General features: G+C 32.7%; 16 protein-coding genes. All 16 read right to left on the bottom strand.

The window, feature by feature from the left end; all coding sequences use genetic code 11:
• Window positions 1–136 precede the first annotated feature (136 nt).
• The 16 genes from FLEMA_RS70610 to FLEMA_RS70540 all read right to left on the bottom strand — a co-directional run bounded on the left by FLEMA_RS70610 (window position 137) and on the right by FLEMA_RS70540 (window position 13247).
• On the bottom strand, window positions 137–550 hold the full coding sequence (locus tag FLEMA_RS70610) for an RHS repeat domain-containing protein (RefSeq protein ID WP_044172114.1): 414 nt from the start codon (window positions 548–550) through the stop codon (window positions 137–139).
• Complete coding sequence (locus FLEMA_RS70605; protein WP_052354135.1) at window positions 538–873, bottom strand: hypothetical protein; 336 nt, start codon at window positions 871–873, stop codon at window positions 538–540. The genes FLEMA_RS70610 and FLEMA_RS70605 overlap by 13 nt, the downstream gene beginning before the upstream one ends.
• A 23-nt stretch (window positions 874–896) precedes the next feature.
• The gene (locus FLEMA_RS70600) at window positions 897–1322 is read right to left on the bottom strand and encodes a hypothetical protein (protein WP_044172112.1); all 426 of its coding nucleotides are present in this window, start codon (window positions 1320–1322) and stop codon (window positions 897–899) included.
• Window positions 1323–1375: 53 nt separating this feature from the next.
• Window positions 1376–2338 carry an RHS repeat-associated core domain-containing protein gene (locus tag FLEMA_RS76185; protein ID WP_052354134.1) on the bottom strand — a complete coding sequence of 321 codons (963 nt, stop codon included), beginning with the start codon at window positions 2336–2338 and terminating at the stop codon, window positions 1376–1378.
• Window positions 2339–2649: 311 nt separating this feature from the next.
• On the bottom strand, window positions 2650–2997 hold the full coding sequence (locus tag FLEMA_RS70590; RefSeq protein ID WP_044172110.1) for a hypothetical protein: 348 nt from the start codon (window positions 2995–2997) through the stop codon (window positions 2650–2652).
• Window positions 2998–3112: 115 nt separating this feature from the next.
• The gene (locus tag FLEMA_RS70585) at window positions 3113–3586 is read right to left on the bottom strand and encodes a hypothetical protein (RefSeq protein ID WP_144080119.1); all 474 of its coding nucleotides are present in this window, start codon (window positions 3584–3586) and stop codon (window positions 3113–3115) included.
• An 8-nt stretch (window positions 3587–3594) separates the two neighbouring features.
• Complete coding sequence (locus FLEMA_RS70580; RefSeq protein ID WP_144080118.1) at window positions 3595–3900, bottom strand: hypothetical protein; 306 nt, start codon at window positions 3898–3900, stop codon at window positions 3595–3597.
• A 38-nt stretch (window positions 3901–3938) separates the two neighbouring features.
• Entirely contained in the window at window positions 3939–4505 is a 567-nt protein-coding gene (locus FLEMA_RS70575; protein WP_262486536.1) for an RHS repeat domain-containing protein, read from the bottom strand.
• Between the two features lie 362 nt (window positions 4506–4867).
• Window positions 4868–6052 carry an RHS repeat domain-containing protein gene (locus tag FLEMA_RS70570; protein ID WP_044172099.1) on the bottom strand — a complete coding sequence of 395 codons (1185 nt, stop codon included), beginning with the start codon at window positions 6050–6052 and terminating at the stop codon, window positions 4868–4870.
• 74 nt (window positions 6053–6126) lie between these two features.
• The gene (locus FLEMA_RS0129635) at window positions 6127–6633 is read right to left on the bottom strand and encodes a hypothetical protein (protein WP_044172098.1); all 507 of its coding nucleotides are present in this window, start codon (window positions 6631–6633) and stop codon (window positions 6127–6129) included.
• A 12-nt stretch (window positions 6634–6645) separates the two neighbouring features.
• Entirely contained in the window at window positions 6646–7641 is a 996-nt protein-coding gene (locus tag FLEMA_RS70565; RefSeq protein WP_262486535.1) for an RHS repeat domain-containing protein, read from the bottom strand.
• Between the two features lie 107 nt (window positions 7642–7748).
• On the bottom strand, window positions 7749–8237 hold the full coding sequence (locus FLEMA_RS70560; RefSeq protein ID WP_044172096.1) for a hypothetical protein: 489 nt from the start codon (window positions 8235–8237) through the stop codon (window positions 7749–7751).
• Entirely contained in the window at window positions 8234–9859 is a 1626-nt protein-coding gene (locus tag FLEMA_RS70555; RefSeq protein WP_044172094.1) for an RHS repeat domain-containing protein, read from the bottom strand. Before FLEMA_RS70555 ends, FLEMA_RS70560 begins: the two co-directional genes overlap by 4 nt.
• 48 nt (window positions 9860–9907) lie before the next feature.
• On the bottom strand, window positions 9908–10492 hold the full coding sequence (locus FLEMA_RS70550) for a hypothetical protein (protein ID WP_044172093.1): 585 nt from the start codon (window positions 10490–10492) through the stop codon (window positions 9908–9910).
• A complete protein-coding gene (locus FLEMA_RS70545) occupies window positions 10452–12242 on the bottom strand; it encodes an RHS repeat domain-containing protein (protein ID WP_044172092.1) in 1791 nt (596 codons plus the stop codon). The genes FLEMA_RS70550 and FLEMA_RS70545 overlap by 41 nt, the downstream gene beginning before the upstream one ends.
• Window positions 12243–12749: 507 nt before the next feature.
• Complete coding sequence (locus tag FLEMA_RS70540) at window positions 12750–13247, bottom strand: DUF4348 domain-containing protein (RefSeq protein ID WP_159102698.1); 498 nt, start codon at window positions 13245–13247, stop codon at window positions 12750–12752.
• Between the last annotated feature and the right edge of the window lie 6 nt (window positions 13248–13253).

Here is a 13253-nt window from a genome sequence, read left to right as displayed (position 1 = left end):
AATAGTTGTTTATAATAATCAAAAAATCTTTTGCTCAATCCTCCCAAAGAGGCTTAACAATCCATAGGATTGAGTGTGTTACTTTATCATTCTATATTTATAGTTAATCTCTTTTGTTAACCTGTTGGGTATTCTTTTAATTTTCTACCTGTGGCATCGTATTGGTATTCAGTATACTTTTACCATTTTCTGTTGAGTTGATTTTATTTAAATTTCTTATTACAGCATTTACAAAAACATCTTTTCCATTGTACTTACTTCCATCTTCATTATATAGTTTCCCATTTTCATATCTTACTTTTTGCCCATCACCGTAATTAATCCAAATTTCTCTACCATCAGGGTCTATGAGTTTTACTGGGTTATTCGCAACAAAATTGTATGTACTTAAATCAAAATATTTTTCCGCCATTGGGTCGGGACTCCACATTCTTCCCAAGATTGGGTCTTGTCGTCTCCAGCCGAAATCATTAAATCCTGTTTGAGATTCAAATTCCTTACCTGTAAACTTAAAGTTATCAGCCTTCCAAGCAGATTTTAAGAATGACAAAGTTGGTAATTCTTCTCCCTACGCCCATAAGAATATGCCTGCGTTATTTTAGCCACGCCCAAAGAATCTCTAAAGGCTACTCTTAAATTTCCTAAATGGTCTGTGATATTGTATTCATACTCACTGTTTACGATTCTACCCTCATCGTGCGAAATCTGATACAAGGTATTGTTTTTATAAATCTTATTGGCAGAATAATCGGTAATATCAGAACCAATGGTTTCTTTTAGTTTTCTACCTGTAGCATCGTATTGGTATAAAATCGTGGTTGAGCCTTTTATACATAAAAATGCCCCCAGTTTGTGTCTAACTTTTGGGGGCATGTCTATTGTTGGGGCTTTTTTGTTTATATTTTAAATTCGTTTATATTCCAAAACTTACCGTAAAAAATAAGGTAGAGTATAAATAATGCAATTGGAACTCCTGCTAAAATAAGTTTTATTATTTGATTTGAAAAAGATGGCTGGTTTTCTTTTCTAAACAATCCCTTAATACTTAGATATGCTGCCAAAAGTGTTACTAATGCTGGCAAACTAAAAATAAGAGCATCCCACTGAAATTTATGTTCAATCAGAACCTTCCGAAGATTGATTACCCAAAAAGGGATTTCATAAGCTGAAATTAATAGACAACCAAACAAACCTATAAATAACCCAATCCTTTTAAAATAGACATAAATTGGTATTGCTATTGCAAATACTAAAACCGAACCCAATAATGAAATAATTGGTGCATAATTGGCAAATCCTGCTGAAATTCCCCAATAAATCATAATGAGGTAAAAGTTTAATACTGAGGAAAGTAAATAACTAAGGTAGATTTTCATTATTCTTGTTTTTGAGGTTGAGTGTTTGAATATTTTTTATTCCAATCTGAAATACTATATGTTGTACCGCCAGATTGAACACCTGTAAAGTTTCCTTTTTTATCGGTTGTAATTGTTATGTTAAAACTCGTAATTGGATTACCTTTATCTTCTCCAACTAAATGTCGTACTCCCCAATCTTTATCTACTCCTGCATCAATTTGCCCAACTCCTAAAAATAAGTTATTACCGCTTGGGTCTGTTACAAATGCTTCTGTACTTGGGAAATTGTCGCCTGTAAGTTTTCCACTAATAGACAATGTCCCCGCTTTCTTATTTTCTGTAACTGAAAAATCTGAAAATACATTTATGTCGGGTGTTCCTGCTGGTGTTTTGGGGTTCGCTGCTGCTGCACTTGTTGCAAATCCAAAAGTTTTAGAATCTCCTTTTTCGCTGATTGATAGCCCTTTGGTAAATTCAACTGATGGTGTAGCAGTTTTTGCTCCACTTGGGTCTCCTGCCATGTAGGTGGGGGAACTCCACGCTTTTGTAGAAATACTTGACTTATCAGTATCAAAATTAATTCTTTGGTGCATCCTTGCAGTTGCAGTTGAACTTGTTGAATAACCACGACCATCACCATGAAATCCAAAACCAAATTCTTTAAATGGTGCAAATGCCCGAATTGTAATTGGGTAAGGTATTCTACCGTCTTTATCAATGAATTTTACAGGGTTGTCAAAGCAAAAAGTATATGGCGACCAACTCGGCATTTTCTCTGCCAATGGGTCTTGGACGCCCCAACGTCCAATAATGGGGTCATACATTCTTGCTCCGAAGTCATATTGGCCTGTCTGGCTAATCAATTCCTTTCCTTGATAGGTGAAATTATTTAAGTTAGGTGTATTAAGATATTTCAAAGTCGGCAAATCTTCCCCCAAAACACCGTAGGCATTAACTTGTGTAATCTTGGCTATGCCCAAAGAATCTCTAAAGGCTACTCTTAAATTTCCTAAATGGTCTTTGATATTGTATTCATATTCACCGTTTACGATTCGTCCTTCGTCGTGCGAAATCTGGTAAAGAGGTTATTATAGTAGTACCGAGTAAATATGTTATGAAGAGTTAACAACGAAGCTTGATTTGTTGACAATAAAATACATATTGCTAAAAATAAAAGCCCCTAAAGTTCGGGGCTTTTGCTATTATTTCTTGAATGAATATTTTTCATTAGTTAATAAACTTGCTTTATCAAATTCTTTTACATTTTCTGTAAGAGAATAAGGAAAAAGGTTTACTTAATAGACTTTTCAAAATGTATAATTTCCCATTCATGATTATTTTTCTCCTCAGCCTGTTTTATTTTTTTAGCAACGCCCTTAAAATGTACTATTTTTACATTACCTGTAATTATTCCATCGAAATGCAGTGAGTCCGCATTCTCATATTCATTTGAGCTATAGTGATATTCAAAAGAATGATACCCTCCAATCAAGTTCATTAAATTTTTATCATTTTTCATTTGCTCAATCAAATCATTTATAAACTTTGGTGTAGTTCTCTCTATATATAAATTGGTAAGAAACGAAGCTAAGTAGGCTATTATCAAAAATAAAAGTATTCCTTTAAGTCTTTTTTTCATTGCCGTTTAGTTGGAAATCAGTTCGGTTAATGTTTCCCCAATGGTTTTGGTTAAATGTTTGTATCCATAGTCGGAAGAAATTATGGCTATGGATACCAGTGGTAGATTTTTCTGTTTATTTCATTACAGGTATACCACCTTTGGAGTTAATAAATGTAAATTTCCCTGTATCCTTGTTAAATGAGTAATTAAAATTTATACCTCCCTGATTTTCAAAATTGAAACCTTTTTTACTTTCAGTTACTTTGAAAGGAATAATTCCAACATAAAAATTGTTATTTTCATTTAAAAGAGGGATTACTTCGGTAATGAAAATATACTTCTTTTTATTACATAGTTTATGTAGCAATTTATCATTTATTCTTTCAATTTTAATATCTAAAACTGACTCAGGTAATACTCTTGAATAAAAAGTTTTACCCCAAATGTAAATACTTTTAGTATTCGTATGGTGCTTTTTAATAGCCTTACAATACTCTATAAAAGAAAATACATAAATATCTGTACTATCTTCACTAAGTTGGTTTGATACTTGTCCTACTAATTTCATAGAGTATAAGATGAATGCCAAAATTAATATCTTTTTCATAATAGAAATTATTTGATAGTTCTGAATTGAGTTAAAGGGAATGTTGCTTGTACTCCACTTGCATTGTAAATGAAAACCTTGTTCACCCCAGGTGATAGCACATAAGAATTGTATGGTTTACCTTGTGCGTTGGGAATATCTCCACTTCTTGTTCCATTACTTTCTGTGATATTGGATGGCTCTTGTATAAATGAACTTGTTGCTCCATTGTTTGTAACACTACCCGAAGGATGAGTATGAAAAGTCCCTTTTACAGTATTCATGTAATTAGAACTTGTCTCGCCACTAAATACATCTACCTCTGCTCTATCCACTTTACTTGGGTCTGAATATGCTCCAGGTTTTGCATTAATTACCGTTTCTTGTCCATCTGCTCCTTCTCCAAAATACCTCCCTCTTCGTGAAACCCACCTTTTAAATCTTTTCCGCTTGGTGATTCCGCTCTATCAACGGCTTTCCCCATTTCAGCCCTCACAAAAGCACTTGGCAATTCTATGGCTGAATTTACCGCGCCTGCATTTGCGACTACATCAACACCTTTCGTTTTGTTAAAATCTTTTAGAGTTTGCTTGTCTGTTACGACATATACTTTTCCATCATTCACATTGTCAGTAGCTACTTGATTTCCTTTTTGGTCATACAAGTCTCCAGGTTGCATCCCATCGGGGTCAATAAATCTGAGCGGATTATTGTAAAACGCACAAAATGGCGACCAACGTCTCATTAACTCACATTTAGGGTCTATAATACCCCAACGTCCAATAATGGGGTCATACATTCTTGCTCCGAAGTCATATTGGCCTGTCTGGCTAATCAATTCCTTTCCTTGATAGGTGAAATTATTTAAGTTAGGTGTATTAAGATATTTCAAAGTTGGTAAATCTTCCCCCCAAACACCGTAGGCATTAGCTTGTGTAATCTTGATTCTAAGTAGATTAAGGATTTAATATGGTAAGATGATTTCAGGAATAAGTCGTAAGTATGAACCTATAAATAAAATACTTATTACAAGAAGGCCAGTATAGTGTAATTTATTTTGGGTTTTATTAGCAACATAAATTATACTAGAAGCTTGTAATAAAAATGAGGGAAGTAAATACCAATAAGAATCTTTGGACAAGTTACTGGCATAGCCTCCTATCAAAAAGATAATCAGGATATTCAGATATCGAAGCAATATGAAACATATTATATTCAGAGATATTATAATTAGTTTTTTTTTCATGATTTAAAGTATGTTTTTAAAAGCTATAAATAGCTTTTGAATATGGTTTTTCATGGTTAATGTACAGTTACTTCAATACCATATAGATTTTGCATTTGGTTTATGAAGTCATTAATGACATTATTATTTGTACCATTTTGATAAACTTGTAAAAAGGTATTAAGACTATTTGCAAATGAACTATTTCGATGTGAAGCACCAACTCCTTTGGCACTATCAAAAGAAAAAGCTGCTTTTACACTTTTCATTCTGTTACCTGAGAGAATATCTCCGTCATCATGCATCGAAAAATTATTAGAAATTGTCTGATGATTTGGTATGAAACCCGATTGATGTGGTGCTAGATTTAAAACTAAGTCTATCACCTTATCAGGTTCTGCAAATAAACTGGAATTTAATTTTATCATTTCTAATAAACCCTCTAAATATCCTTGTCCAAATGCTCCACCTCTACTATGTGTATAGATTTGAATGGTTTCATCAATTTTTCCTGTTTTTGTATTTTTATGAAGTAATGATAATATTGAAGAAAAGTCTTCCTTTGCTTGTAAATATCCTCCTATCTCTCTAGAACCAGCTTCAGTTGCAGCACTTGGGTCAGCATAACTTCTGCCATAATCTGTTACAACACCTCTATCTCCATCTACAAAATAGAATTCATCTTTAATTGTTGAATGTGGATTAGGGATACCAGAATTACGAATAGTAGCCAATATTTGGTGTGCCCAATATTTTGGATTTCCTCTTTCTGAGTTATCAGCTACCCTTCCATTAATCAAGATAGGTAAACTTCCTCCAATATCTTTAAATGAAATTGGATTATTCAAAGAAAATACGAATGGAGAAGCATTGTTGAGTGCCTCCGCCAGTGGGTCTATCGTCCACCAACGCCCTTCTGCAGCTCCATACATCCTTGCTCCGAAATCATTCCATCCAGTTTCTAGTTGTAACTCTTTACCATTATACTGGTGCTTGTTAAAGTTAGTACTATTTTTATTTATCTGCATCCCTTTCATCGACAAACCCCACGGGTCGTAGAATAGGCTTTGAAGAGGTGTGGCAATTCCTGCGGAGTCTTTGAATGATACTCTTAGATTACCTAAGTGGTCAGTGATATTATATTCATAAATACCATTGACAATTCTTCCTTCGTCGTAGCCAATTTGATAAAGGATATTATTCTTGTAAAAGAAGTTAGTTGAATAATCAGTTACACTTCCCAAGGTCAAATCTAGCTTCAATCTATGTGGCTCTAAAACCTTATGATTGGTAATTATGGTTTGGTAGTCATGTTTAGTCTTTTTCAGGAGTCTATTTAAAAGATAATGTATTCTGGTGAATGAAAACTTGTAGATGGAGTAACACCAATTCTTATTTTTTTATCATTTCTAATATGAATATTTACCCATAATAAATAGAGTTGTTTGTCTGTATTAGTAGGGTAAGAAACATAAGTATCTAAATTCCAAGCCGTCTTTTTAATTATAATGCCAATATAATCTTGTACTACCTTTTGTTCTACTTTATTTAATTTATTAGTAAGAGCGCTAACAAACTCTCCATTTTTATCTACATAAATGCAGAAAGAAAGTACTGTGCCAAATTTATGCTTAGCAATAATTTTTAATCTTTTTTTCTTTGAAAAGAAGATTAAAGAATTAGAGCGAAATTGTTCAAAGTTTTTAGGAGATATCCTAATTATAATTGAATCAGGTACTTCTTCTGTTGTACCCCGAATAACTTTCGTTTGACCAACACAGACCAAGTGGTTATATATTTGAATCAAACATGTTATGATGAGTATATTTTTTATTTTTCTCATATTTCTTGAAATTTATTTAAACTCAACGGGGTTATTACTGTCGCTTAGAACAATATTTTTTATTATATGAGTTATATATCCTCTAGTAATTTTATTCCAAGTTGTTGAACTACTTTCAGATAAACCACCACCAATAAAAGTGGCACCTTGATTGGGGTTATATTGATTGGTTCTACCTAAAGCATAACCTGATGGTGTATAGATATTTAGCCTATTTCCTGAAAGTGTGCTTAACTCTTTTGCAAAGTTTTGGGCAAATTCATTTGCAAACACCCCTGTATTACAAATATTCATAATACAATTCCCCTCATTTACAACTTTACTCATAATGTTCTGTAGAGCCATTATCTGAGTTTTATCGGAAGAAGTAACATTGAACCCACCATTATTGAATTCTTTTAAGCTGGTAAGTGTAATTTTTGTATTTATATCATTTTCGTCAGGTCTTATATAGGTATCCAAAAAAGAACCTCCCTGGGTTCTCATGATGCCATGAGCCTCAATAACCATGTTTCTAATAGTATTGTCTTTAAAAATACTGATAACATCGCTCGCTAAACTGAAACTTGACACTGCAAAAGTAGCCCAATTTTTATAATTAGCTTTTGATGTAGTGCTTTGCTCCTTAGTATCAGCTGTAATATCGATATAAATATTCTTTTTTTGACCATTTAAAATAGCCATTACCGTTTTAGCATCGTCTCCTGTAAATTTGACACCTCCTTCGATAGACTCAACAGCCATTCCTGTAGGGTCTACAAATCTAATGGGATTATTAATGGAATAACTATAAGGTGAGTGTCGTCTAAATTTGTCTGCTAACACATCCTGTGTGATAAAGTGAGGCACAATATTATCATACCATCTTGCTCCAAAATCTGTGTAGCCAGTTCCTTGTAAACTCTCTTTTCCTGTAAACTTGTAATTATCAGCTTTCCAAGCAGATTTTAAGAATGACAAAGTTGGTAAATCTTCCCCCCAAACACCGTAGGCATTAGCTTGTGTAATCTTGGCTATGCCTAGTGAATCTTTGAAGGCTACTCTTAAATTTCCTAAATGGTCTTTGATATTGTATTCATACTAACCGTTTACGATTCGTCCTAAGAAAACTTAAACTAGGGGATGATAGTGTTGCAAAATATTTTATTTGTTTTTGATGAAACTATTTTCTTATTATTACTTTCTATTGTGATATAAGCTGATTGCATTTTTTTTATCAGTACTTTTTTGTTCATTTTACTTAAAGTTCTATCGTTAATGTGCCACATTAGTTGTAGTTCCATCTTACTTTCAGGAAATATCGTAAATCCGTCAAGTTCATTATGATAGGCATAATTTAAATCTATTCGCTCTGTTTTGTTTGTCAAATTGAGGTTCAGATAACAGTTTGAAGGCTCAAATTCAAATCTAATAGTATCTTTTGTTCCATTAATTATTTTAGTAGAAGTAACCATATTTGGTTTATGAAAATCCCATGATGAAAAAGTGGTTATACTCTTATTAGACTTAAATACCTCTATTTTCTCAATCTGAAAAATGATTTGTTGTCCAGAAGAAAAAAAGGCAATAAAAATAAATATTTTAGATAAAAATAAAGCTTTCATTTTAAAGGGGGTATTGTTGTTATACTGAAATTAAGTTTATATTGACTACCATATGCTTTTGCTGAGCGTTGAAATCCGTTTCGCGTATTTAAAAATGTAGGGTCATTGATTTGTGTGAAAACAGCTCTTTGTTCAAGTGTTTGGGTAGCCATATTATTATATTTTTTTATTCCCAAAGTTTTAAAATCATTATAGTGCTGTTTCTCATGTACAAAAACATTCTTAATCTCATTAGCATGATCAGCAATACCTTGTTCATTATTTCCCTTTACAAAAACATCAATATGTTTATCCGTTACTTTTTCACCTACCGATGTTATTGACAATGCTGCTCCTGCAGCCGATTTACCATTGGGGAATTTTTGTTCAGAAATTTCTAATTTTAAATCTGTTGGATTGTAATGTTGATATACACTTAATGTCGATTTTGAATCAAGATTTGCCTCAGAGAATTTTTGCGAATTCTCTTCTCCCACTTTATGCTCAATTATGTCATTACCTTTTTCATCCGAAGATTTTTTTTCATTCCAAACTTGTTGATCAATAATTCTAACATTGTCTGTTGAAGCATTATCTGTACCTAAATATTCTCCTTTTTTATTAAAATAATCATCTGGCATCATCCCATCGGGGTCAATAAATCTGAGCGGATTATTGTAAAACGCACAAAATGGCGACCAACGTCTCATTAACTCACATTTAGGGTCTATAATACCCCAACGTCCAATAATGGGGTCATACATTCTTGCTCCGAAGTCATATTGGCCTGTCTGGCTAATCAATTCCTTTCCTTGATAGGTGAAATTATTTAAGTTAGGTGTATTAAGATATTTCAAAGTTGGTAAATCTTCCCCCCAAACACCGTAGGCATTAGCTTGTGTAATCTTGGCAATTCCTAGTGAATCTTTGAAGGCTACTCTTAGATTGCCTAGATGGTCTTTGATATTGTATTCATATTCACCGTTTACAATTCGTCCTTCATCATGTGAAATCTGATACAAGATATTGTTTTTATAAATCTTATTGGCAGAATAATCGGTAATATCTGAACCAATCGTTTCTTTTAATTTTCTACCTGTAGCATCGTATTGGTATAAAATCGTGGTTGAGCCTTTTACGATTTTTTTAGGTAACTTTAAATAGTTGTATTCAATGAGCGTAATGCCTTTGTTGGCATCGCTTTTGAGTGAGCCATCTTGCCAGTAGGTGTAATCATTACCTGATACATCTTTGAAACTTGACTCTTCTCCTGAAACATCATCTACCTTTAGTATTTTGTTGGAGTTGGTATTATAAGTATAATTGAGATTATCAATTAGCCCAAAGGTATTGTTAGCTTTCCATCCGTTTCTTGATAGATTGGTGATATTGCCATTGGCATCATAAGTTACGTCATTTAGGGCATAGTTTTCACCAGCTTTGGTACTTCCATAAGCAGCAGCGGTGATGCGAGAAGTCCCGTCGTAGTTGTATTGATAGGCTCTTTGGATACCGTCGATATTGCTTTTCCAATATTGGTTTCTGATATTTCCGTCGTAGTAAGTACCGTCTTCTTCGTAGGTAAGTTTATAGCTGAATAGGCTATTGGTTAAATCATTATTGGCATCCCAAAGACCCGCCAATTAATGCTACAATTTAGCTTAACAGAAATCATTAAGCTAATTAGAAAATCATGGATATTTGAATCCAAAATAAAATTTAACTAAAATGTTATTTTTAAAAATATATTTAGCTTCATAGGCAGGTAAGCCATACATTTCAAGAAAGGGGTCATTTGGGTTATTTAATTCCAATAAATATTCTTCTTTTTTACTATCTTTTTTGATTCGATGATTTATTATTGATAAAAACTTAGATTTTGTTATACCAAGTTTAATTCCTCTTTCTGTATAAAATTCAGTAAATTTCAATCTACTTTTATTCTTTAGTTCTGGTATAGAGTATCCTACTTCAAATTTTGAAAAACTGTTTTTAAAGTCACCAGGATGAAAAATTAACCTCAGGTATTGATTTCCATTTTTATTTAAAAAAATAATATCAGGAAGATTTGCTTTTGTGTCCAATTTTGGCATAATATCTCCCATCTCCCTTTTTATAGATTTACTATTTAAAAGAAATATTTTACCATTAAGAGAAGTATCAGGGTCATAATTAGCATTGACCTTATTAGTGAAAATTAATATTATTAGTGAAAATAATATTATAAAAAAAGGTTTATTCTCCATTGTTTCTTCTTCGTCGGTTTGAACGCCCATTATTATTTGGATTTCCTTCAATATTTACGCTAACACCTATATTTGAATGGTTTTGTAAATATCCATTCATAGAATTATAAAATTTAGTCAACTGTCGTCCAGTACATTGTAACCCTATACATCCCTGAGTTCCAATATAATTTCCTCCGTCTGGATGAATCCGCAAAAGACTTCTTCCTGTATTAAATGAAGGGTTCAAATCCATACTAAAACCAACCCCATTTCTAATCATTCCATCTGGAGAGTTTCTAACCCTTAGATTATCAGCACTGTAATTCCCATTTTCAGGAGAACCATTACCCCAAGGGCCTCCTATTGCTGAATAACTCGCAATTTTCAATTTACTACCATCATCAAAGTGAGAATTTACATTTAGATTTCCATTAGCTTCTTTAGGATTATCAGGATTAGCACTACCTATGAAATCCATTGATAATGTACCTGTTTCTTGGGCTAAAACATTAAGCCCTGTTGCTTCTTCAATCTCTTGTGCTAAATATGTAGCATCCCCAACAAAAGCAAAAGCATTATTCTGATTAGTCAAATCAACGCCACTATATTGTGCAAAAACATTATCGTAAATATGACGATTTATCTTTATTCTGTTTAATGAAGAAGCATCATTAATTGTTGATATTAAACTATTGTTATTAATGTCATAATATTGAGTCGTATCACCATCAACTTCAACAACAGAAATTGGATTGTTCAAAGCAAACTGCATAGGACTTTGACTATAATACTTTTCTGCTCTATTGTCAATTCCCCACATACGCCCTAAAATTGGGTCTTGTCTTCTCCAACCAAAATCATTTAATCCAATATGTGGCTCAGATTCCTTACTACTAAATTTAAAATCCGATTGTTTCCAATTTGTTTTTAAATAGCTTGTTTTTTGTAATTCTGCTCCAAATGGGTCATAATCCTGCTTCTGCGTTATTTTAGCCACGCCCAAAGAATCTCTAAACGCTACTCTTAGATTACCTAAATGGTCAGTGATATTGTATTCATATTCACCGTTTACGATTCTACCCTCGTCGTGCGAAATCTGATATAAGGTATTGTTTTTATAAATCTTATTGGCTGAATAATCGGTAATATCTGAACCAATGGTTTCTTTTAATTTTTTGCCTGTGGCATCGTATTGGTATAAAATCGTAGTTGAGCCTTTTACGATTCTTTTAGGTAACTTTAAATAGTTGTATTCAATGAGTGAAATACCTTTATTATTGTCTGATTTTAAAGAGCCATCAGCATAGTAAGTATAATCAGTAGCTCCTGTTGCATCGGTAAAACTGGCTGTTTCATTACTTATATCATCTACCTTTAGAATTTTGTTGGAGTTGGTATTATAAGTATAATTCAAGTTATCAATCAAACCAAAGGTATTGTTATTTTTCCATCCATTTCTTGATAGATTGGTAATATTGCCATTGGCATCATAATTTACATTATTTAGGGCATAGTTTTCACCAGCTTTGGTACTTCCATAAGTGGCAGCGGTGATACGCGAAGCCCCGTCGTAGTTGTATTGGTAGGCTCTTTGGATACCGTCGATATTGCTTTTCCAGTATTGATTTCTGATATTTCCGTCGTAGTAAGTACCGTCTTCTTCGTAGGTAAGTTTGTAACTAAATAGGCTATTGGTTAGGTTGTTATTGGCGTCGAGGTTGATACCTTTTAGCCCGCCTCTGATATGGTATTTGTAATCAAGGGTTTGTAATATTCCTGCATTGGTGTTTACCGACAAACTACCTAAGTTTAATGTCCCATAATTCTGTAATGTACCTGCATTGAATAAACTTCCTGCGGTGGCTATTTTTCCTGTAGGAATTGTGATGAAATGCCCAGGGTTGATGCTTACATAGTCAGATAAAGAAGGTAAAAGACCTCCTTGCCATGTATTGGGGTTTGTCCAATCTCCAGTTTGAGAACTTGTAATGACTGATGTAGGGTTAAATTGTTTGCTTTTTAACCGTCCTATTTCATCGTAGATGTATCGGGCAATGTTTTTTTCATTGCCGTTTAGGTTGTATTTAAACTTTGTTTTTCTGCCTAAATGGTCATATTCATAGCTGAGTATTTTAATGTTTGAGCCTTTGGTGATGCTAGTAGAACTAATTAGATATGTTTCGAAGAGTTAACGACGAAGCTTGATATGTTGATAAAATTGTTAAATCAAAAGCGAATTTGGAAGAGATTAATGTAAGTCATCTCGAATTATTAGAGATGACTTATGTTTTTATTGAATATAGATTTAAAAATTTTTATAACTATAAAATATTAAAAACCATTTCCCTTTAATTTTCTTAAATTTTCGTTCTATAATGTATCCAGAATCGACAATATATATTTTTTCTAAAACTGTTGAATCTTTATTATGTTTAATAACTTTTTTATATTCTTCTACCCAATCTTTCTTATCAATTTTTAAGTAATATTTTTCAAGAGTAGTTAAAAAATGCCAACCTTGCTTTTTCCAAAAATAGGGCGGATTTTTATCTCCTAATTCTTCATCATATTCATCAGAATTAAAACCCTTTAAAGGAAAAACAACTCTTGACACTTGAAAAAGGCTATCACTATAAAATTTTTTATAAAAGTCATTAAAATTTTCCTCTACAATGGCTAACTGCTGTCCCTCTTGTTGATTTTTAGTATCAGCAGTACAGTTCAAATATGTGACTTGACTCAGAACGCAAATCAAAAAAAATATTCTTATAAAACAATACGAATGTTCAAGCGTTTTTTTCATTGTTTT

It is taken from the genome of Flectobacillus major DSM 103, assembly GCF_000427405.1.
Classification (GTDB): domain Bacteria; phylum Bacteroidota; class Bacteroidia; order Cytophagales; family Spirosomataceae; genus Flectobacillus; species Flectobacillus major.
Note: the sequence above shows the minus strand (reverse complement) of the source record. Positions and strands in the feature narration are given on the sequence as shown.